The 19,420-nt window shown below is 59.4% G+C and carries 21 protein-coding genes; 11 read left to right on the forward strand and 10 right to left on the reverse strand.

Features of this window, described 5'->3' with window-relative positions:
- Nucleotides 1-40 precede the first annotated feature (40 nt).
- Complete coding sequence (locus AAHB08_RS14485; RefSeq protein ID WP_342059296.1) at nt 41-1,372, reverse strand: aspartate aminotransferase family protein; 1,332 nt, start codon at nt 1,370-1,372, stop codon at nt 41-43.
- Between the two features lie 172 nt (nt 1,373-1,544).
- On the opposite strand from AAHB08_RS14485, the gene AAHB08_RS14490 reads away from it, so the two are divergent.
- From AAHB08_RS14490 to AAHB08_RS14500, 3 genes are all read left to right on the forward strand, one after another.
- Entirely contained in the window at nt 1,545-2,087 is a 543-nt protein-coding gene (locus tag AAHB08_RS14490; RefSeq protein ID WP_139437613.1) for a cupin domain-containing protein, read from the forward strand.
- A 198-nt stretch (nt 2,088-2,285) separates the two neighbouring features.
- Entirely contained in the window at nt 2,286-3,782 is a 1,497-nt protein-coding gene (locus tag AAHB08_RS14495; protein WP_342059297.1) for an aldehyde dehydrogenase, read from the forward strand.
- Between the two features lie 8 nt (nt 3,783-3,790).
- Nucleotides 3,791-4,075: a hypothetical protein gene (locus AAHB08_RS14500; RefSeq protein ID WP_139437609.1), complete on the forward strand. Its 285-nt coding sequence runs from the start codon at nt 3,791-3,793 to the stop codon at nt 4,073-4,075.
- A gap of 6 nt (nt 4,076-4,081) precedes the next feature.
- On the opposite strand, the gene AAHB08_RS14505 is transcribed toward AAHB08_RS14500, so the two are convergent.
- Both AAHB08_RS14505 and AAHB08_RS14510 read right to left on the reverse strand, forming a co-directional pair.
- Nucleotides 4,082-4,396: a helix-turn-helix transcriptional regulator gene (locus AAHB08_RS14505; protein WP_236661792.1), complete on the reverse strand. Its 315-nt coding sequence runs from the start codon at nt 4,394-4,396 to the stop codon at nt 4,082-4,084.
- A gap of 2 nt (nt 4,397-4,398) precedes the next feature.
- On the reverse strand, nt 4,399-5,751 hold the full coding sequence (locus AAHB08_RS14510; protein WP_342059298.1) for a type II toxin-antitoxin system HipA family toxin: 1,353 nt from the start codon (nt 5,749-5,751) through the stop codon (nt 4,399-4,401).
- Nucleotides 5,752-5,959: 208 nt separating this feature from the next.
- Here AAHB08_RS14510 and rarD point away from each other — a divergent pair, with 208 nt between their 5' ends.
- The 3 genes from rarD (at nt 5,960) to AAHB08_RS14525 (ending at nt 8,443) form a co-directional block, all read left to right on the forward strand.
- Nucleotides 5,960-6,856 (forward strand): EamA family transporter RarD, encoded by an 897-nt coding sequence (gene rarD / locus AAHB08_RS14515; RefSeq protein ID WP_342059299.1) that lies wholly within the window; start codon nt 5,960-5,962, stop codon nt 6,854-6,856.
- Nucleotides 6,857-6,912: 56 nt separating this feature from the next.
- Nucleotides 6,913-7,716 (forward strand): AraC family transcriptional regulator, encoded by an 804-nt coding sequence (locus AAHB08_RS14520; RefSeq protein ID WP_342059300.1) that lies wholly within the window; start codon nt 6,913-6,915, stop codon nt 7,714-7,716.
- An 82-nt stretch (nt 7,717-7,798) separates the two neighbouring features.
- A complete protein-coding gene (locus tag AAHB08_RS14525) occupies nt 7,799-8,443 on the forward strand; it encodes a LysE family translocator (protein WP_139437599.1) in 645 nt (214 codons plus the stop codon).
- A gap of 92 nt (nt 8,444-8,535) precedes the next feature.
- Here the strand turns inward: AAHB08_RS14525 and AAHB08_RS14530 are convergent, their stop codons facing one another.
- Together AAHB08_RS14530 and AAHB08_RS14535 are read right to left on the reverse strand one after the other, a co-directional pair.
- Complete coding sequence (locus AAHB08_RS14530) at nt 8,536-9,195, reverse strand: chromophore lyase CpcT/CpeT (RefSeq protein WP_193558742.1); 660 nt, start codon at nt 9,193-9,195, stop codon at nt 8,536-8,538.
- Between the two features lie 96 nt (nt 9,196-9,291).
- Nucleotides 9,292-9,429, reverse strand: coding sequence for a hypothetical protein (locus AAHB08_RS14535; protein WP_342059301.1), 138 nt, complete (start codon nt 9,427-9,429; stop codon nt 9,292-9,294).
- A 28-nt stretch (nt 9,430-9,457) separates the two neighbouring features.
- Between AAHB08_RS14535 and AAHB08_RS14540 the strand changes: the two genes are divergently transcribed.
- Nucleotides 9,458-10,114, forward strand: a complete 657-nt coding sequence (locus AAHB08_RS14540) for a hypothetical protein (protein ID WP_342059302.1) — start codon at nt 9,458-9,460, stop codon at nt 10,112-10,114.
- Between the two features lie 72 nt (nt 10,115-10,186).
- Complete coding sequence (locus AAHB08_RS14545; protein ID WP_342059303.1) at nt 10,187-10,636, forward strand: SRPBCC family protein; 450 nt, start codon at nt 10,187-10,189, stop codon at nt 10,634-10,636.
- 233 nt (nt 10,637-10,869) lie between these two features.
- Here the strand turns inward: AAHB08_RS14545 and AAHB08_RS14550 are convergent, their stop codons facing one another.
- Nucleotides 10,870-11,370 (reverse strand): DUF1993 domain-containing protein, encoded by a 501-nt coding sequence (locus AAHB08_RS14550; protein WP_139437593.1) that lies wholly within the window; start codon nt 11,368-11,370, stop codon nt 10,870-10,872.
- 280 nt (nt 11,371-11,650) lie between these two features.
- On the opposite strand from AAHB08_RS14550, the gene ydfZ reads away from it, so the two are divergent.
- Nucleotides 11,651-11,848, forward strand: coding sequence for a putative selenium delivery protein YdfZ (gene ydfZ, locus AAHB08_RS14555; RefSeq protein WP_043132242.1), 198 nt, complete (start codon nt 11,651-11,653; stop codon nt 11,846-11,848).
- Nucleotides 11,849-11,961: 113 nt separating this feature from the next.
- On the opposite strand, the gene AAHB08_RS14560 is transcribed toward ydfZ, so the two are convergent.
- Together AAHB08_RS14560 and AAHB08_RS14565 are read right to left on the reverse strand one after the other, a co-directional pair.
- A complete protein-coding gene (locus tag AAHB08_RS14560) occupies nt 11,962-12,303 on the reverse strand; it encodes an SH3 domain-containing protein (protein ID WP_342059304.1) in 342 nt (113 codons plus the stop codon).
- 210 nt (nt 12,304-12,513) lie between these two features.
- The gene (locus AAHB08_RS14565; protein ID WP_342059305.1) at nt 12,514-13,884 is read right to left on the reverse strand and encodes a DUF4397 domain-containing protein; all 1,371 of its coding nucleotides are present in this window, start codon (nt 13,882-13,884) and stop codon (nt 12,514-12,516) included.
- Between the two features lie 297 nt (nt 13,885-14,181).
- Here AAHB08_RS14565 and AAHB08_RS14570 point away from each other — a divergent pair, with 297 nt between their 5' ends.
- Both AAHB08_RS14570 and AAHB08_RS14575 read left to right on the forward strand, forming a co-directional pair.
- Nucleotides 14,182-14,967, forward strand: a complete 786-nt coding sequence (locus AAHB08_RS14570; RefSeq protein ID WP_342059306.1) for a hypothetical protein — start codon at nt 14,182-14,184, stop codon at nt 14,965-14,967.
- 167 nt (nt 14,968-15,134) lie between these two features.
- The gene (locus AAHB08_RS14575) at nt 15,135-16,028 is read left to right on the forward strand and encodes a LysR family transcriptional regulator (protein WP_342059307.1); all 894 of its coding nucleotides are present in this window, start codon (nt 15,135-15,137) and stop codon (nt 16,026-16,028) included.
- Nucleotides 16,029-16,338: 310 nt separating this feature from the next.
- Here the strand turns inward: AAHB08_RS14575 and AAHB08_RS14580 are convergent, their stop codons facing one another.
- Both AAHB08_RS14580 and AAHB08_RS14585 read right to left on the reverse strand, forming a co-directional pair.
- Nucleotides 16,339-18,432 (reverse strand): P-loop ATPase, Sll1717 family, encoded by a 2,094-nt coding sequence (locus tag AAHB08_RS14580; RefSeq protein ID WP_342059308.1) that lies wholly within the window; start codon nt 18,430-18,432, stop codon nt 16,339-16,341.
- Nucleotides 18,433-18,726: 294 nt separating this feature from the next.
- Nucleotides 18,727-18,837, reverse strand: coding sequence for a DNA helicase II (locus tag AAHB08_RS14585; protein ID WP_342059309.1), 111 nt, complete (start codon nt 18,835-18,837; stop codon nt 18,727-18,729).
- Between the last annotated feature and the right edge of the window lie 583 nt (nt 18,838-19,420).

Raw genomic sequence — 19,420 nt, forward strand, 5'->3', positions numbered from 1 at the left:
AAGAGGGCGCCCGGCGGGCGCCATGCAATCGGGTGAAACGTTATTCCTGGGTCTGCAACACGTCCTGCAGCAGGGTGAAGAGGTCGTCAATCTCGCTGCGCTCGATGATGAGGGGTGGCGACAGGGCTATGATGTCGCCGGTCACCCGGATCAGCGCCCCCTTCTCGAAGCAGCGCACGAACACCTCGTAGGCGCGCTTGCCCGGCGCGTCCGGCATGGATTCGAGCTCTATGCCCGCCACCAGGCCGTAGTTGCGCACATCCTTCACATGCTTGCAGCCCTTCAACGAATGGGCCGCCTCCTCCCAGTAGCCCGCCAGATCGGCGGCGCGATGGAGCAGGTTCTCGCTGCGGTAGATCTCCAGGGTCGCCAGACCCGCGGCGGCGGCCACAGGGTGACCCGAGTAGGTGTAGCCGTGGAACAGCTCGATGGCGCCCTTGCCGGCGGCCATCATGTCGTCATAGATGTGGTTCTGGACCAGCACGGCGCCCATGGGGATGGCGCCGTTGGTGAGCCCCTTGGCGCAGGTGATGAGGTCGGGGATGACGTCGAACTCCTGGGCGGCAAAGGGGGAGCCCAGGCGACCGAAGCCGGTGATCACCTCGTCGAAGATCAGCAGGATGCCGTGTTTGGTGCAGATCTCCCGAAGGCGCTTGAGGTAGCCCTTGGGGGGCATGATGACGCCGGTGCTGCCGGCGATGGGCTCGACGATGACGGCCGCTATGTTGCTGGCATCATGGAGGAAGACGATCTTCTCCAGCTCGTCGGCCAGGGTGAGATCTTCCTCCGGTAGCCCCTTGGTAAAAGCATTTTTCCCAATGTTGAGGGTGTGGGGCAGGTGATCCACCCCCCCAAGCAGGGAGCCAAACCACTTGCGGTTGCCGGGAATGCCCCCCACCGAGATGCCGCCGAAGCCGACCCCGTGGTAGCCGCGCTCGCGACCTATGAGCCGGGTGCGGGTGCCCTGACCGCGGGCCCGCTGCCAGGCCAGCGCTATCTTGAGCGCAGTGTCGACGGATTCCGAACCGGAGTTGGTATAGAAGACGTGGCCGAAGCCCTTGGGGGCTATCTCCACCAGCCGGTTGGCCAGCTCGAACGGCAGAGGGTGGCCCATCTGGAATGTGGGGGCAAAATCGAGGTGGGAGATCTGCTGGGAGACCGCCTCGGCAATCTCACGCCGACCATGGCCCGCGTTGCAACACCAGAGCCCGGCGGTGCCATCCAGTATCTTGCGGCCATCCTCTGAGTGATAATACATCCCCTCTGCCGACTTCAGGATGCGCGGCGCCGCCTTGAACTGCTGGTTGGCGGTGAAGGGCATCCAGAAGGCGGACATGTCGGAAGGGGTATTGATGTCGCTAATCGGTTTCATGGTCACCTCATCCTTAAGGCGTTTAGTAACACTTGGCTGATGCCTATTAAATTAAACACCTGAATCCATAAAAAAGGGCCTTTCATCGCCCTGCTTGGTGTCACCCCCCAGGGGTGGTATAAGATATTTAACACAATTTTAATAATAGTAAACAGTCAAGGAGTGTCTATCGATGGATATCGGTCACCGCCTCAAGGCGGTTCGCACCAAGGCGGCCCTCTCCCAGCGCGAGCTGGCCAAGCGCTCCGGTGTGACCAACGGTTTTATCTCCCAGATCGAGAAAAATCAGGTGAGCCCCTCGGTCGCGTCGCTGCGCAAGGTGCTGGAAGGCATCCCCATGTCGCTGGCCAGCTTCTTCACCGATGAGACGGAGATGGATTCCGAGGTGATCTTCCGCGCGGACGACATGCCGGATCTCGGCACCCACCCCATCAGCTATCGACTGGTGGGCCACAGCCGGGCCAACCGCGCCATCGGCATGATGCAGGAGGTACTGCCCCCGGGGGCCGACACCGGCGACGACATGCTGAGCCACGAGGGGGAAGAGTGCGGCATCGTCATCAGGGGACAGGTGGAGGTCACCGTCGGCGAGCAGGTACACCTGCTGGCCCCCGGGGATGGCTACTACTTCGACAGCCGCACCCCGCACCGCTTCCGCAACGTGGGGGAGCAGGAGTGCATGCTGATCTCGGCCAACACCCCGGCCAGCTTCTGATCCCCATGGGTGGTCAGGGCCGCTTGCCCCTCCACGAAACGGCCCTGCTGCCTGGGTAAGGTCCGCCGCAGATCGGGGCCTTTCCTCGGGCACCGAGCGGCAAGTGTTTAATGAATTGTTACAAGATGGATTTACAAGCGGCAGGATGTTTAGCATATTGATACGCGAAGACGTTTTTTGCCGGTTCAAGGAGTGAACATGAGTGACCTGACCCTGGCCCAGTGGCAACACAAGGCCGCCCATCTGACCCTGCCCTCGCAAGCCTTTATCGACGGCAGCTACCGGGATGCCGTCAACGGCGCCACCTTCGATTGCATCAACCCGGCCAACGGCCAGCTGCTGACCAAGGTAGCCTCCTGCGACGCCGCCGACGCCGAACTGGCGGTGCAGGCCGCCCGCGCCGCCTTCGATGACAAGCGCTGGAGCGGGCTCTCCCCGAAACAGCGCAAGCTCGTCATGCAGCGCTTCGCCGAACTGATGCGCCTCAACCAGGTGGAGCTGGCCCTGCTGGAGTCCCTGGACATGGGCAAGCCCATCGGCGATGCCATGGGCTATGACGCCCCGGCCGCCGCCAACTGCATCGCCTGGAACGCCGAGGCCATCGACAAGATCTACGATCAGGTCGCCCCGGTGGAAGAGTCCGCCCTGGCCCTGGTGACCCGGGAGGCGCTCGGGGTGGTGGCCGCCATCGTGCCCTGGAACTTCCCCCTGGTGATGGCCTGCTGGAAGCTGGGCCCGGCGCTGGCCACCGGCAACTCCGTCATCCTCAAGCCGTCCGAAAAATCCCCCCTCACCGCCCTGCGCATCGCCGGCCTTGCGAAAGAGGCGGGCATCCCGGACGGCGTCTTCAACGTGCTGCCGGGCTTTGGCCACACAGTGGGCGAGGCGCTGGCCATGCACATGGACGTGGACTGCATCACCTTCACCGGCTCCACCAGGATCGGCAAGCATCTGGTGCAGTGCTCCGGCAAGTCCAACCTCAAGCGCGCCTTTATGGAGTGTGGCGGCAAGAGCCCCAACATAGTGCTGGCGGATGCGCCTGATCTGGACGCCGCCGCCAGGAGTGCCGTGGGAGCCATCTTCTACAACCAGGGCGAGGTGTGCACCGCCGCCTCCCGCCTGCTGGTGCAAAACAGCATCAAGCCGCAGTTCATGGAGCGCCTGCTGGCCCATGCCCGCGAGTGGATAGCCGCCAACCCGCTGGACCCCGCCACCCGCATCGGCGCCATGGTGGACGGCATCCAGATGGAGCAGGTGCTGAACTACATCGCCATCGGCCAGCAGGAGGGCGCCAGACTGCGGCTGGGGGGCAAGCGCACCCACACAGAGAGTGGCGGCTTCTATATCGAGCCCACCATCTTTGACGACGTGATCCCAAAGATGCGCATCTTCCGCGAGGAGATCTTCGGCCCTGTGCTGGCGGTGACCGGTTTCGACACCCTCGAAGAGGCCATCGCCCTTGGCAACGACACCGACTACGGCCTAGCGGCGGCGATCTGGACGGCGGATCTCAACAAGGCGGTCAAGGGCTCCCGCGCCCTGCGCGCCGGCACCGTCTTCGTCAACAACTGGGATGGGGGCGACATGACGATGCCGTTCGGCGGCTTCAAGCAGTCCGGCAACGGCCGCGACAAGTCACTGCACGCCCTGGAGAAGTACACCGAGCTGAAAAGCACCTGGATCCAGCTCGATTAGCGTCGAATATGACGAGATCAGACAACAAAGGGGGAGAAATCCCCCTTTTTCATTTTTACCCTTTCCTCAACGGCCTCAATCGATATAATCATCAAATAGACAAGCCCTTAAATATAAAGATAAAAATGCTGTTTTTTCTGGGAAGTGTACTGTTTCTGGTAGTGGGTCTGCCGCTGCTTTTCTTCATGCTGGGGCAGGGTGAGGCCTATGTGACCTGGGGTCCCTGGATCTCCGCCATCGCGCTCATGCTGTGGTTGCTCATGGATGTAGAGAAGATCCGCCGTGGACGTTGATCATTCCTACTCATCATCAACCAGTTGTTCGGCAATCTGTTTTTGCAAACCCAAGTTCAATGGTGTCAGCCTCATCTTCAATCCAAATGGCCGGAATACTTGATCGACCGTCTTCATTGAAGGAGTGGCAGTATTGCGTTCGATTGCTGACAAGGTGCGTCGACTGATTCCAATGAGACTGGCATAGCCCTCCTGATCCATCCCTAGCATCTCTTTGCGCAACTTGCGTAGCAAGTCGCCTTCGTGGATGACGCCACGATGCAACTTGACCAACAGTTCACGCAGCAGCTCCTCACGCTCCTCTATAGATAGTTTCTTCATCCTCATGCCCCCCACTGCTCAATCCAGACCGTCAGTCTTTCATCGAGCGTATTGAAATTGAATGTCGGCATATTCAGGATGGAAACGGGCACTCCACGTCGAGCCAAGCGTTCCGGTAACCCCTTGAGCCTTAGTGCCAGCTCGGTCAACGATGCCAACAAGATGTCAGGCTCAACCCTGTGTGACAGGCGTTGCGCAATGGCCACCCAATCAAACTGCCCTCCCTCTTCGAGCCCCAACCCCCACTGTGTCGTGCGACGGATCCCCTCTGGATCGGCTTTCATGGGGGCAAAGTCGTAGACTGGCGCGAGCCAGATCCCCTCGTCGCTCTTGAGCAATGCCGTATTGCGGCCATGGTTGTCCGAATTTCCAAAGACCACGTTGAGCAAGTCGCGTCTGACCCACTCGATCACAAATGCAGCGCTGTTGAAACGAGTGTTACGCTGTCGGGCCTCCCCCTCCAGCATGGGCAGCAAGGTATCGAGAATATCCAGATGGTTAAGGTCCGAGCCTGGGGCAGCGTCCATCACGCTATAGACAGATTCCACTCCGAAGCGAACCAATTTTTGCTCCTGCACCGCTACATCAAAGCGGGGAAGCCACAACGAAGGGTATTTGCTCCCTTCGTCAAGACGCATGCCATGAATCGGTATCGTATCGATCCCCAAAGCATTAAGTTCTTGATAATAGTGATACTCAGCTCTGAGGATATCCTGGTCAATGGCGCTGCGATTGTTACGCGGGAACTTGACCAGATAGAACTCATCCAGGCAGTAGGGGTCATCCTGAAAAGTGTCTATCCACACCTCCTGATTGCGATTTTGTCGCAACAACAGCTTGGGAGCCTCTCCACCGGCCCCAGTCGCACCACCGCTGGCGGCCCCCATCTGCTGGGCATATTCCAGAAAGTCGGTATCACGTTCCAATACCATCGCCACAGGGAAGCGCAGTTGTGTGACCCGGCTCTGCTCGGGTATCTGAGTCGCGACTCTCTCTACAGCCTCCTTGATGCGCAAGTTTCCGATCGGAGCAATAGTACCGAGAGCCAGAAGGGTACGGTCTTGTCCCTCTTCACCCAAATGTCCGATGTCGAGCTGCCTGACCCAGTAACGGCGCGCACTGCCCGCTGGCATAATGTCATCGAGAAAACGAAACCAGCCACCATCATGAGGGATCATCAGCTCAATGGGGTACCTCAAGGCACAGGCGTGCCATCCCTGTGTTTGATGCAGATGTTCAAGGGCATAATCAAACTCATAGGCGAGCCGGACCGAGCGCTTCCCTCCCTCATTCAGCCGCAAACGGGCTGCATCACACCACCCCTTGTCACCATAAATCTGGATAGTCAGTTCCATCACGCCTCGCCATGTGAGTTATTTTGCTCAAAACTATGACATCTTTTATATTTTGAGAATTATATTACTCAAAAAGAGATCCTTCAGTTTATTTTGAGCAAAATAATTCACATTAAAACATGGTTCTTTGATCCCGCTACGGTACTCGTTACACTCATTGCCTTGTGATCTCCATCACCCCCAACAAGCCATAAGGCAACATTCACGCATGCAGCAACAGATCCAGCGTCAGGGCATCATCTATGCCTTGTGCGCCTATACCCTTTGGGGCCTGGCGCCCATCTACTTCAAGACCATTTCCGCCGTCCCGGCCGCCGAGATCCTGACCCACCGCATGATCTGGTCCTGCGTCCTGCTGATGGTGCTGACCCTGCTCGGCCGCCAGTGGCACAAGGTGCAGGCGGTGTTGCGCCAGCCAAAAGTGCTGCTCACCCTGGCCTTCACCTCGGTCACCGTCGGTGGCAACTGGCTGCTGTTCATCTGGGCCATCAACAACGGTCACATGCTGGATGCCAGCCTCGGCTACTACATCAACCCGCTGTTCAACGTGCTGCTCGGCATGGTGTTTCTGAGCGAGAAGCTGCGCCGCCTGCAGTGGTGGGCGGTGGGACTGGCGGTGATAGGGGTTGCCGTCCAGCTCATCGCCTTCGGCTCCCTGCCCTGGATAGCCCTGGTGCTGGCCTCGAGCTTCGCCATCTATGGCCTGATCCGCAAGAAGCTGGCCCTGGATGCCCTCACCGGCCTGCTGATCGAGACCATGATCATGCTGCCGCCGGCGGCCATCTACCTGTGGGGATTCGCCGACAGCCCCACCAGCCACCTCACGCAAAACGACTGGCACCTGAACCTGCTGCTGATCGCCGCCGGGGTCGTGACCACGGCGCCCCTGCTCTGCTTCACCGCCGCCGCCACCCGGCTCAAGCTCTCCACCCTGGGCTTCTTCCAGTACATAGGCCCCAGCCTGATGTTCATCCTGGCGGTCACCCTCTACGGGGAGGCGCTGGCGCTGGACAAGATGATCACCTTCGGCTGCATCTGGAGCGCCCTTGTGCTGTTCAGCCTGGACGGGTTGCGCAGCGGCAAGCGGCGCCAGGAGGCTGGCTGAGACGCCGGCGCAATAATCTACAAGCCAAGGGGCGGCTTTCGGGTTATCAATAGGGGATGAACGCCCCCCAATCCCGCATCCACTACTGGCAATCCCGGCTGCTGCCGGGGGTTGAACTCTCCCACTCCCATCACAGGGAGTTCAGCTATGGCCGCCACGTGCACCTGGACTACCACATTGGTCTGGTGCAGCAGGGCGGCCAGAAGTTCATCCACAAGGGCAGCAGCCACAACCTGGTGCGCGGCCAGCTCTCCACCGTCAACCCGGACGAGATGCACGACGGCCTCAGCCTGCTGCCGGAAGGGTACGAGGTGCGGGTGTTCGCCATCGCCCCCGAGCAACTGGCCCGCTGGCTGCCAGACAAGCCGGAACCCTTCTTCGACAAGGGGCTGCAGAGCCGCCCCGACCTCTATCAGGGCTTCGCCCGGCTGCACATGTATCTGGATCAGCCCGAGCCCGACGCCCTGCTGGCGGAAAGCCAGCTCCTGGCCCTGCTCGGCGAGCTGCTGCACCTGGCACCGGAGCGCCATGCCCTGGCGGATCCCCAGATAAGATTCCTGCGCGACTACCTGCTGGGCCAGCTGGACGGGCACCACAGCCTGGAGGATCTGGCCTCCCTGTTCGGGCTGGATCGCTTCGCCTTCCTGCGCCAGTTCAAGAAAAAGACCGGCATGACCCCCTACGCCTGGCTCAAGCGGCTGCGTCTCGAGCGCGGCAAGCACCTGCTCGCCCGCGGTCTGCCGGTGAGCGAGGTGGCGCTGGCGGTCGGTTTCTTCGATCAGAGCCACTTCCACCACGGCTTCCGCCAGGCCTTCGGGCTGACCCCGGCGGACTACCGTCAGCAGATGCTCCCCGGCTGACCGATCCCGCTGCAATCTTTTACAAGCCAGCCCCTGCCCCCATCCCCCATGCTGCTGCCTCATCTTTGTAGCGAGGTATGCCATGTTCACCAGCCTGTTTCTGACCATAGGTCTCATCCACCTGATCGCCCTGGCGAGCCCGGGCCCGGATTTCGCGCTGATCCTGCGCACCAGCCTGCACAGGCCCACGGCGCTCGGGGCCGCGCTTGGCATCGCCATCGCCATCCTGCTGCACGCCACCCTCAGCCTCACCGGCATCAGCCTGCTGATCGCGAGCCAGCCCTGGCTGTTCCTGGCGGTGAAGGTGGTGGGTGCCCTCTATCTGGGCTGGCTCGGCTGGGGGGCCATCAAGGCGGCGCGCCGCAGCGCCGCCACCCAGGCACTGCGGGCTGGCGGGGAGTTGCAGGGCTGGAATCGGGGGCTAAGAGCCGGGATCGCCACCAACCTGCTCAACCCCAAGGCGCTGCTGTTCTTCATGGGATTGCTGGCGGCCATGGTGACACCCCAGGTGGATGGCCTGACCCGGGGCCTGCTGATCCTGGAGCTCTTCCTGCTCTCCCTGGCCTGGTTCGGGCTGCTGGCCTGGAGCCTCTCCACCGCCCGGGCCCAGCGGCTGATCGGCCGGGTGCAACGGCCCCTGAACCTGGTCACAGGTCTGCTGTTCGGGGCGGTCAGCCTCTCCATCCTCATCGACCTCCAGGCGCACTGGCCCGGGCTCGCGACATAAACGGGGCTGGGCGGGCGAGCGGCTGCGAAGCGGCGACCTCAGCGAGCACCGCCAGCAGCGGGAGATGCCAACGTGATGCGGCGCCGCCCGGGTCACTCCCCCCGTTGCTTTACCTTGCGCAGGTAGAGATACCCCTCCCCCGGGCTGCCCCAGCGCTGGCGGGCGCCGTTGTCATAGGCCCTGTCCAGCAGCCTGACGCTGTTGGGGCCTATCCAGAGGTACTGCACCAGGGTAGTGGCGCCGCCAAAGTCGGTGGCGCAGCTGCCGACCTTGCTGTGGCCCGCGTACTCTCCGCTGGCCTGGCGGGTCAGCCAGATCTCGCAGCCCTGGCGCAGGGAGAGCTGTTGCGGGGTGAGGGAGTCGAGCAGTTCGGGCTGACGCCAGGCGCCGGCGAAATCCGTGGCCCTCGGCATGGTCAGCTCGGCCATCAGGATGCGGCCATCGGGCAGCGGGGAGAAACGGTAGATGCGCTGACGGAACGGGCGCACCGCCCGCTCGGTCAGGAACTGTTCGGCATAGACCCAGCGAAAGGGGCCTTCTCCGGGCCAGATCTCCACCAGGCGCAGCTCGGCGCTGGTGAAACGCGGGTCGTAACCGGCCTGCTCCTGGCTGGAGAACTCGCCGGTGAACCAGGAGAGCAGCGGCTCCATCTTCCCCTGCACCGGTGACGGACTGGCCACGAAGGGAACGGGGTTGGCCCACACCAGGCAGCCGTAAAACAACCCCAGCAGGGCCACCATCAGCTTTGTCATCGAATCCTTCCGAGTCGCTTGCATGGCGGCGATTATATGAGCGAACGGCGGCAATAACCTCTACCTTGATCAACTCCTCGCCAATCCGCTGAAAAATCACTGTGTTAGCGAAGAAGTACGACGCAGGACAGGGATCATGACCGCAGCAGGGGCCATCCGCTGCGCCAGGCTTGACGGCACCTGGCTGGCGCACCGGGTCTCCTTGATCTTGCCGTGGGCCGCTTCCATGCTCATGTCTCAACGTCCATCCAGAGACAGCCCCATGAACCCACCCCGTTTTTCCCCCATAGACCCCATCTCCCGCTACTCGGAGATCCTGTTCGGCCTGCTGATGGTGCTCACCTTCACAGGGTGCTTCAACGCGCTCGAGGCGGGGCGCACCGAGATCAGGGATCTGCTGATCGCCGGCATCGGCTGCAACATCGCCTGGGGCATGATAGATGCCATCGTCTACCTCATCACCACCCTGACCGAACGAAGCCGAGCCCTGCGGTTGTTGCAGCAGTTGCGCCTGCTGACACCCGGTGACGAGAGGGGGATAGCGGCGCTGCGAGACGCCCTGCCCGGCCCGCTGGCGGCGATCTGCCGCGACCCTGAACTCAGGGAGTGGCAGGTGCGTCTGCAACAACGCCCCGAGCTGGGTCAGGGGGGCATCTGGCGCTGGAATGATCTGCTCAACAGCCTGGGGGTCTTCCTCATGGTGTTCCTCTCCACCTTCCCCGTGTTGCTGCCCTTCATCTTCATGCAGGATCCCGTTCCGGCCCTGCGCCTCTCCCACGCCATCGCCCTGCTGATGTTGATGGGGATTGGTTACGGACTCGCCCGCTATGCCGGCTCCCCCCGCCCCATGCTGATAGGCGTGCTCTTCGCCGCCGCAGGCGTCGCCATAGTACTGGCCACCATAGCCCTCGGCGGCTGAAAAAGCCCGGCAGCGGCCAACTCCGGCGTGGGCGACTATTCTTGCTGCGGACCCACCGAGGAGGTATCCCTCATGACCACTGGAACCGTGACACTGCACCGCGTACTCAAGGCCCCGCCGATGCGGGTATACAGAGCCTTTATCGAGACGGACGCCCTGGCCAAATGGCTGCCGCCCCATGGCTTCACCTGCAAGGTGGCGCAGCTGGAGGCCAGCGTCGGCGGCAGCTTTCGCATGGCATTCTCGAATTTCGCCACCGGCCACAGCCATGCCTTCGGCGGCGAGTATCTCGAGCTGGAGCCGGGCAAGCGCATCCGCTACACAGACCGCTTCGACGACCCCAATCTGCCCGGGGAGATGCAGGTCACCATCACCCTCACCCAGGTGCTGTGCGGCACCGATCTCGCCATCGAACAGGCGGGGATCCCGGCGGCCATCCCGGTCGAGATGTGCTACCTCGGCTGGCAGGAGTCCCTGACCCAGCTCGCCGCCCTGGTGGAGCCGGAGCTCCCGAGCGAATAAGCCGGCGCCATCCCGGGGATGCGGGAGCCCCAAAAAGCAGAGAGCCTGCCGGATGGCAGGCTCTCTTTATTCCGGCAGGGCAGCGGCTTACCACCTATCCCGATAGGCGTCATTATCGAAGGCCGTCTGGACACAGCCAGCGCGCAGAAACCGGAGCGTACTGGAGTACCTGAGGATGTCGAGCACTGCCTGGGTTCAACATGGCGAGTTAACTAGCCCGATGGGATGGGTTCTTATTGCAGGTTCAGGCCACCCAGGTAATCCCGCTTGCCCAGATCCACCCCGGCCTGGCGCAGCAGGGCATAGGTCATGGTCAGGTGGAAGTAGAAGTTCGGGATGCCATACTCGTGCACGCAGCTGTGGCCGTCCATTCCCTTGCCACCGGCCCAGTAGGGGTAGTAGTGGCCGCTCGCATACTGGCTGAAGTCGGCCTCCAGCTTGCTCTGCAGATAGGCGAGGGTCTTGGCCACGTGGGCGCGCAGATCCGCCATGGTCTTGGGATCATCCCCCAGCACCGGCGGTTCGCTCAGACTGGCGGTGGCCACCAGGGCGCGGGCGCTGTCACAGCAGATCAGCACCTGCTTGCTCAGCGGCAGCATGTCGACGATGAGGCGCTCATTGAAGAAGTTCTCCACATTGAACTTCTTCGCCTCGGCGTGAGCCTCGGCCTTGGCCAGGCACTGGTCCAGGTTGGTCAGCATCTTGATGAACTGGGCGGCAATTTCACGATTCATAATGCACTCTCGGTTGGTTGAAGGCAGTTAAACGAGCGGCTCCACTATAGCGCATCCCCCTTGCAGTTCGAGCCCGGGGGGATGAAAAGCGGGGGCGCCCTCCCCGCCCTGCGACAGGCAGTGGCGACCTCGGCGACCCCTTGCCAGCGCGCCAGCGCCGCTTCGAGTCCCTCTTTCCCCTTTTTTTGATCTGTGACAGGCATCCCGTTTTTCGAGGGGCGTAGTCTGGGGCCCGTTGCCCCGGCACGGGCCGGGGCGACCATCCCACAAGGAGAATGCCATGAAGATCTACGACAGAAACCGCAATGTGCTGACCCTGGGCCAACGGGTGATGATTGCCGCCACCGGCGCGGTCGACACCCTGAAGGAGGCGCACACCGACAACCTGACCCCCTATGAGGCGGAGCACGAGAAGTGCGTGCTGCTGGCGAACAGCCAGGAGCGTTACGCCCCCATCGAGTTGATTAGACTAGGCTGATCCCGTTTTTCGTCACCCTACTCTTTACAATTCACCCTGCCGCCGCGCCCCTCCCGGTGGCCGGGTTTCTCCCTCCTCTCTCGGCTCGAGCCATATCCTGAGCAGACGCCACCTTATGACGGCGAGGCGATGCAGCTTGCCGGTATCCAGCCTGAGCCCCCCGCGTCGTTGTGAACCCAGAGCCAGCCTGCCAGCTCCCGCTCCACCCTCACCCGCTCCCCCACCGCCACGTCCAGCTCCCGGGCGCTATAGTCCTGGCGCGCCAGCGCCTCCCCCGCGCCGGTCGGGGTCAGCAGCGTCAGGGGCGCCCACCCCTCGTTGCCATCTGCGGTAAAGGTGCGCACCCAGCCCGGAAATTCGTCATCCTCGTGGCCGGTGCGCACCCGCTCCCCGGCCCGAAAGGCGATGGGATTGGGATAACAGGTTTGGTGAGCCTGGGTGATCAACGCCAGCATTGTCTCTTCCTCCGACAGGTTCTGTTTGGTGACGCCCCGAGTCATACCACAACCCGGGCCTTGCGGCTCGATGCTGGCAGCATCTTTTGGATCGCGACCCCGGATAGCCAGGGTTCCAGCTCCGCCAGGATGTCGACAGGCCATAAAAAGACCCAGACTGAAGGGCTCAGTCTGGGTCAGATTGCGAGTCGGCTGGCTCGCAGAGGAGCATCACTTGCTGCTGACGTCGTCCAGGATCAGCAGCTCGGGATCCACGCCACCGACGCTGTCAGACAGGGCCGCGGCTGTCAGCACCTGACCATTGGCCAGGGTGACCGGCAGGGGGCCGATGACCGGGCTCTTGTCACCCGAGGCGGTGACGGTGACCTGGTAATCCCCGGCGGCAACCGCAAGATAGCCGCTGTCCCCCTTGAAGGGCACCGCCTTGAGTGCTGGGGTGGCGCTGCTGATGTCCGACCCCGTCGTCAGATAGACATCCACCGCCGGTGCCGTGGGCGCCGCATGAAGCACGCGAAGTTGTGCCTCCGTCGCCACCGCGCGACCGCTGTCGGTCAGCAGCAAGGGCTCTATGGTTTCACCGGCAGGATCCAGCAACTGGCCCACGGCAAACAGGGAGTAGCGAACCCCCGCCTTGAGCGGCACGTCGCCGGCATTGATGACTTCCGGCGTAGCGGCCCCGGTTGGCGTGACCACAAAGTCATAATCGGCGGCGGCCAGCTCCAGATAGCCGGTATTCCCCTTGAACGCCAATCCCTGCAGCGGGGCTGCGGTCGGCGCCACGCCATTGACCCGGATATCCACGGCCGGGGCGTCGGCAACCCCATGGACCACCCTCAACTGAGCCTGCTCATCGGCAGACAGCAGGGGGGTGGCGCCAGCACCGTCTATGGCGAGCAGCTGCACCGGGCTTGGCCCCGCCCCCAGGTTGTCGATCGCCGCGATCAGCAGATCAGCCCCGGCATTGAGCGGCAGTGGGCCTGAGTCATAAACCACATCCACTGTCCCCGGCAGGGTCAGCCTGATCTGGTATTCGCCTGCCGGCAGAGTGAGGGGGTCGCTATGGGTCTTGAACGGAATATTGGCCAGCGTCGGGCTGGTCAGGGCGGCCCCCGGCGCGGTGACATGGATGTCGACGGCCGGAGCACCCGGTGCGGCATGCAGCACCTGCACGCGAATATCGCCCCCCGTTGGCCCCTGGTTCGGTCGCTCAATCACCAGCGGGCCGAAGGCGGTATCACCACTGCCAGCCAGCTTGCCCACTGCCAGCACGTCGTACTGGGTGTCGGGTTTGAGGTCGAGGGAGACCGGCCCTATGACGGTCGCGGTGCCGCTCGGCAAGATCCCGTCTACCGCCACCTCGTGGCTGCCAGCGGCAACCGCCTTGAGCCCGCTGCTTGCGCCATAGTCGACGGCCGTCAGCAAAGGCGCACCGTCGACATTGACATTCACCTTGGGGGCATCCGGGGCTAAGTGGCTGATCCTGATGGCGGCATTGGGCGGACTGCTGTCATTTTCACTGCCTCCGCATGCGGCCAGACCCAATACCATAGCCAGTGCGGCACAACGTTGAATCCATTTCATCTGGTCATTCTCCATTGGTTGGTCCCCACGGGCATATGCAGCTCGCTAATGACTGGATCATCACCTTTTGCTTTTTATTTGCCCAGGCGGTAGTACGGCATGGACGGCAGACCTCCCCTTCCCCCTTCCTGCCCCCCCCACGCCGGCAGAGAGCGCCTCGCTCACATGCCGGCAGCTCCCGCCCCCTCTCCCCCTGCCATTCATTACTTCTAGTGAATTTTCATATCAACAGAGTGCCATTTCAGTGAACACTGCAGCGCCCTAGACTGCTTCTCGAACCTTAACGAGGAGTCTGATATGAAATTCCCCCAAGTCGCTTTGCTGGCCGGCGCCATCGCCTCGGCCCTCTCTTTCAACACCTTCGCCAGCGACCTTGTCTCGGTGCAGTTCAGCGATGGCCGCCCCGCCGTCAGCGGGGTCGAGGCGGTCAACGGGGTGCTCAACCCCATAGGCGTCAACGTGGTCACCGTCGACATTCCCGACGCGGCCAGGCCGCTGCTCGAAGCCTCCCACCGCCGCGCCTTGACCAAGGCTGAGCACGGCGCCCTGATTGCGGCCTTCAACCTGAGTCAGGCCGAGCTGCTGGAGCAGGCCAGGCTCGCAGGGCGCGAGCCCGCGGTGCAAGGGGGCGGCGTCGCCACCGAAGAGACAGGCGTCGGCCCCTACCCCAAGGTCTATGACCTGATGGCGCTGGACGAGCACACCCGCAGCGCCGTGCTCGGCAAATATGGCCGCATGCACGTCAACTCCGCAGAGGACGGCACCGACATCGACGAGGTGATGACTGTGGTCAGCGGCGGGCCTTTCCGCTGGGGCTTTACCCTCAAAGACGGCAGCATTGCCCGCTTCCAGATAGACAAGGTGGGCCTGGAGGACAAGGCCGTGCGAGTCAGCTATCACGGGCTCGGCATGCACGCCGGGCTGATGGACGCCAAACAGGGGCTGCTGGTGGCCTTCGCCCACGGCCCCGAGGCGTTCACCATGCGCTACCAGGCCGACGTGCCCCACGCCCAACTGCTCGGCACCAACCCCTGGGCCGATGTCGGCATCACCCTGCCCCCCGCCCCGGGCAAGGCGCAATAAGCCTCCTCCATGGAGCAGGCGGTCGGGCAGCAGCCCGGCCGCCTCGTCATGCCCCGCGTTTCCATGATGGCGGGCTGCCGATGGCCCCCCTTGCAATTCGCACTATCGCGATTAAAGTGCGCAATGATGGCACCATCATTTACCAGTGGTGAATTAACGGGGGCAGGATGAACAAGATCACGGCGCTGAACGTCTTTCGCCGGGTGGTGGAGATGGGCACCTTCAAGGCGGCGGCGGATGCCCTGCACCTCTCTCAGGCGGCGGTCAGCAAGAACATCAACGAGCTGGAAGCCTTTCTCGGCATTGCGCTGATCAACCGCACCACAAGGCGGCTGAGCGTCACCGAATCCGGCATGGCCTACTACGGCCAGATATGCGGCGTGCTGGACAGCCTGGAGGCCGCCGACCAGTCCATCATGGCCGCCTCCTTCACCCCCAGGGGCAGGCTGAGGGTCGGCGTGCCCATGTCCTACGGGCTGATCCGGCTCAACCCGCTGATCTGCGAGTTCCAGCGCCGCTATCCGGCGATCAGCATCGAGGTGATCCTGAGCGACGCCTACATGGACCTGGTGGATCAGGGGCTGGATGTGGTGATCCGGGGGGCTGCTGCGCTCGATGACTCCACCCTGCGCGCCAAACCCCTGTGCGAGGTGCGGCGAGTGCTCTGCGCCGCCCCCGACTACCTCGAGGAGGTGGGCCAGCCCGCCCGCCCTGAGGATCTCAAGGGCCACAACTGCCTGCTCTACAGCCTCTCGTCCTCCCCCCGCAAGTGGTTCTTCACCCGGGACGCGGAGAGCGTGGCGGTGGAATTGAAGCCCGCCAGCTTTTGCGCCAACAACGGCATCGCCCTGAAACAGGCGGCCGTGCAGGGGCTTGGGGTGATCCTGGTGCCCAAAGAGTTCGTGTCGAGCGAACTGGCGGACGGCTCCCTGGTGAAGCTGCTCCCCGACTGGCAACCCGACCCCCACGCCCTGTTCGCCGTCTACCCCTTCCACAAGGAGCAGTCCCCCAAGGTGCGGCTCTTTATCGAATTTATCGTCAAGGCGTTTCAGTTGAGGTAAGCCAGACCCGTTTACGCCACGGGGAGCGGGGCATCTGGCAACGCCATTATTGGGAACACCTGACCCAGGATGAGCAGAATCCTCCATATGGATGACGCCCATATCAACCCGCTCAAGCATGGTCATGTCACCCGGGTGGCCGATTGGCCGTATTCCACCTTCCATCTCTATGTGGCAAGCAGCATCTATCCGCAGGATTGGTGAGAAGATGGGCCGTAGATATGCTGGAGTAAACCTCTCATAACGCAATGTTCGAGTGTTACTTAACAAATCGAACCTACGGCCAATAATCTACAACTTGCGGAGTTTGTTATCTTCTTTTTCTTTGAGTACTTTTTATCGCCATATATGAGGTTTCGTATAAAGTAAGCAATTTCCCCATTTGGCTATCAATCGCATCATGTTTTTCTGGATTTCTTAATTTCTGTAATAATTTAGATATGAATTTAGCGGGCAGTTTTATTATCAAAGCCTGATGTGACTGATGCATTTCTCTTGTCCAGTCTAAATCTTTGCCTGCTTTCAATACTTCATCATCATCCCTATTAATTATGAATCCAAGCTTTCCATAGACACCAGTCAAATATGATTGTAATTGCCTATATTCTGAAGCGCCCAAATCAGAATAATTTTTTGCATCAAATACAACTTGCCTAGCCTTATAGTCCTCTAAAACTCTCTTCCAAAAATCAGATTTCCCTCCATTTGTCCCTATAATGTCTCTTCTTTGAACCGCGCTACCATTTGGATGTTTTTTTATATCTGTCAGGTGCGAGGCAAATACAATCCTTAATGCATCCAAGCACCACTGTTCAAATTCAACAGCACCTTCAACACCATGAGGAATCTGATCTAAATGCGTAGTTATTTGGCCAATGGTTTTATTTCTTATAGCTGAGTTCTCAGACACCACACTGATATCATATTCATCATTTATTTCCTCAGCTTCTTCCGGAGTAAGCGCATTTTTATTTAGATTTAACCCTAGCCAATAGCATGGATGAATTAATAGACGATCATCATTCTCGAATCCCTTATCGGGAGTTCTGCCATCATGACAAAATGAAAAAGAGGATGTGTTTTTGTCATATATACCGATGAATCCGACACTATATAGGCTCTGTAGTATCCCACTTGACTTTAATAATCTCACCTCGGAAATTATTTTGGGATCTTCACAATCATCAATTACTTCTTGAGATGCTTCAATTCGTTTTAAACATGTATAAACGGTTAATTCCGGTTCAATATTTCTGAATAGGCTAGTTATTAGCTGAATAGATGGAAATATTTTTTGATATTCTTTCCACAAATCTTCCAACCTTGCCATTGAAATAGATTTGGCGGCATATTCTAGATCAGAACTTATAATTATTTGCCGCCCCTCTCTAAAGGCTGAAAAAAATGCCTCATTTAGTAATGAAAGTAAATCTCTTGGCCGGTACAGCGTAAACTGAAGACATCTTTTAAATCCATTTCGCCCCTTTAGGTCATCAGCAGCGCATCTATCCCAAACTCGCTGATCCTTTTCAATATCTAGACAAAATGCAACCTTCATTCTTTTTGCAGAGAGCATCAATAACTGTGCCCAGTCCCAGTGTAATCGAATAACTTGCCCCTCAATATTTCTTGAGTAATCCGGATCCTCCTTTGATAAGGCTCGAAATATATTGTCTCTTAAAAATATAATTGGTCTGATACAATTGGTTTTCTGGTTTAATTCAATTGAGGCATATGTAAGTCCCGCAATGATTCCAATTCCTAGGTTGTCTGGCTCATAAGCCTCATCGAGTTTATCCATTAATATAATAACTCGCCGATCAGCACCAGTAAGAAGCTTTATAATACTGGCTTCAATTTCAGATATTTTTAAATTAAACTGCAAATCCCCAATGGATTCCTCTGGGTTTGTTTCATCTAAATATTCTTTCGCAATAACCCTGCATCGCCTTAATATATCACCATGCACTGATATCCATCGTTTAGTGTGTTCACTTAGTACTACATCTGATGCAATGTGTGATGAAAGTTTATAATGCGATGATATATGTGATGCTATCTCCATTAATATAGCGTAACGCCATAATAACCGAGTTGCTGCACGAGCTAAATTAAATGACCCAGTAAATGGTTTTAACATAGATCGAAAACCGATTATTTGTGTGTCATCAGGAGAGAAGCTTAACACCAATATTTTTCTATCTTTTTTCCAATGCTCATGTAACTGAATGAACAATGCGCTTTTGCCTGTCCCACGTCTTCCAACCACTACTGTTCTATCATCTGTCTCGATTAATGCTCTAAAATCTGCGGTCTCGATAAATGCACTACTCAGCATTGGTCTATCATTTTCTGCTGTAGTATCACCAAATGGATTTGATTTAGAAGTGACATTATTACTCATATATATCCTCTAGATGATAAAGCCGCAGTTATCATTCGAAAATGGTTTGCAATAATTTGGCTCAACACTCTATATAAAGCAATAGACGATGGTTGTATCATAATAAGATGTTTATCATGCTTATGGACACAGATTAATATCTAGACCGTGATTTGTGTCACGCCTCGTACTGGGAGTGAGAGGTTCGATTCGAATAGTGAAACACAGACGGCCCCCCCCTTAAAGATTTTTGATAACAGTTATAAAAACAACCCGACCTAAGCTGGGTTGATACAACTAAAAGGCAGGGGATAATCAGAGCGCCTCCAATCTGGCATACGCCGTCACCAGCCGCTTGGCGCCAACGTCGTCGAGCTGGATCTGCACCCGGCTCTGCTGGCCGACCCCTTCGAAGTTGAGTTCCACCCCATGCCCGAATTTCGTATTAAGCACCCAAGCCGCAGGTGGGCACGGTATTGATTCCCCCCTCCAACCCGCCGAGGGTCAGAGCCAACGTCAGGGACGCCATCAGGGATGATGGCGTAGCCGCAGCGGACAGGGGCCAAATCGGGTCAGGGTGAGCACAGCTCGACCCCAATTTGGCGCGAGAACAAGGATGTTCGAAGCGGGCTTTGGCCGAAGCCATGGTTGGCGTAGGCCAAAGTGCCGTCTGCGGCGGCCCGTCCGACGTTGGCTCAGGCCCGAGGGGACTGGCGAAGCCAGCGGATTGGCGGGGGAGAAGACCTTTGGTGCATTTTTTGAAAAGAGCGGGTCTTTCCAAAGTCACTCGCCCCAGCCCGAAGGGCGGGCGAAACCCTGTCGAGGGCCATGCCCTCGCGTCCTGCACGGCGCCAGCCGTACCAAGATACAAAGCCATTTACGAACCCCCTCATCCCCAACCCTTCTCCCGCAAGGGGAGAAGGGAGCAAAGACGATCACGGGAACAGGCCCCTCTCCCGCCATGGGAGAAGGGGGCAAAGACTATCTCGGGAACAAGCCCCTCTCCCGC

It is taken from the genome of Aeromonas sp. OTU364, from assembly GCF_038440395.1.
Lineage (GTDB): Bacteria > Pseudomonadota > Gammaproteobacteria > Enterobacterales > Aeromonadaceae > Aeromonas.

Excerpts from the sequence above, each read along its gene's own strand:
- AAHB08_RS14485 (WP_342059296.1), bottom strand. The coding sequence starts at position 1,372 with ATGAAACCGATTAGCGACATCAATACCCCTTCCGACATGTCCGCCTTC.
- AAHB08_RS14490 (WP_139437613.1), top strand. The coding sequence starts at position 1,545 with ATGGATATCGGTCACCGCCTCAAGGCGGTTCGCACCAAGGCGGCCCTC.
- AAHB08_RS14495 (WP_342059297.1), top strand. The coding sequence starts at position 2,286 with ATGAGTGACCTGACCCTGGCCCAGTGGCAACACAAGGCCGCCCATCTG.
- AAHB08_RS14500 (WP_139437609.1), top strand. The coding sequence starts at position 3,791 with ATGACGAGATCAGACAACAAAGGGGGAGAAATCCCCCTTTTTCATTTT.
- AAHB08_RS14505 (WP_236661792.1), bottom strand. The coding sequence starts at position 4,396 with ATGAAGAAACTATCTATAGAGGAGCGTGAGGAGCTGCTGCGTGAACTG.
- AAHB08_RS14510 (WP_342059298.1), bottom strand. The coding sequence starts at position 5,751 with ATGGAACTGACTATCCAGATTTATGGTGACAAGGGGTGGTGTGATGCA.
- rarD (WP_342059299.1), top strand. The coding sequence starts at position 5,960 with ATGCAGCAACAGATCCAGCGTCAGGGCATCATCTATGCCTTGTGCGCC.
- AAHB08_RS14520 (WP_342059300.1), top strand. The coding sequence starts at position 6,913 with ATGAACGCCCCCCAATCCCGCATCCACTACTGGCAATCCCGGCTGCTG.
- AAHB08_RS14525 (WP_139437599.1), top strand. The coding sequence starts at position 7,799 with ATGTTCACCAGCCTGTTTCTGACCATAGGTCTCATCCACCTGATCGCC.
- AAHB08_RS14530 (WP_193558742.1), bottom strand. The coding sequence starts at position 9,195 with ATGACAAAGCTGATGGTGGCCCTGCTGGGGTTGTTTTACGGCTGCCTG.
- AAHB08_RS14535 (WP_342059301.1), bottom strand. The coding sequence starts at position 9,429 with ATGAGCATGGAAGCGGCCCACGGCAAGATCAAGGAGACCCGGTGCGCC.
- AAHB08_RS14540 (WP_342059302.1), top strand. The coding sequence starts at position 9,458 with ATGAACCCACCCCGTTTTTCCCCCATAGACCCCATCTCCCGCTACTCG.
- AAHB08_RS14545 (WP_342059303.1), top strand. The coding sequence starts at position 10,187 with ATGACCACTGGAACCGTGACACTGCACCGCGTACTCAAGGCCCCGCCG.
- AAHB08_RS14550 (WP_139437593.1), bottom strand. The coding sequence starts at position 11,370 with ATGAATCGTGAAATTGCCGCCCAGTTCATCAAGATGCTGACCAACCTG.
- ydfZ (WP_043132242.1), top strand. The coding sequence starts at position 11,651 with ATGAAGATCTACGACAGAAACCGCAATGTGCTGACCCTGGGCCAACGG.
- AAHB08_RS14560 (WP_342059304.1), bottom strand. The coding sequence starts at position 12,303 with ATGCTGGCGTTGATCACCCAGGCTCACCAAACCTGTTATCCCAATCCC.
- AAHB08_RS14565 (WP_342059305.1), bottom strand. The coding sequence starts at position 13,884 with ATGAAATGGATTCAACGTTGTGCCGCACTGGCTATGGTATTGGGTCTG.
- AAHB08_RS14570 (WP_342059306.1), top strand. The coding sequence starts at position 14,182 with ATGAAATTCCCCCAAGTCGCTTTGCTGGCCGGCGCCATCGCCTCGGCC.
- AAHB08_RS14575 (WP_342059307.1), top strand. The coding sequence starts at position 15,135 with ATGAACAAGATCACGGCGCTGAACGTCTTTCGCCGGGTGGTGGAGATG.
- AAHB08_RS14580 (WP_342059308.1), bottom strand. The coding sequence starts at position 18,432 with ATGAGTAATAATGTCACTTCTAAATCAAATCCATTTGGTGATACTACA.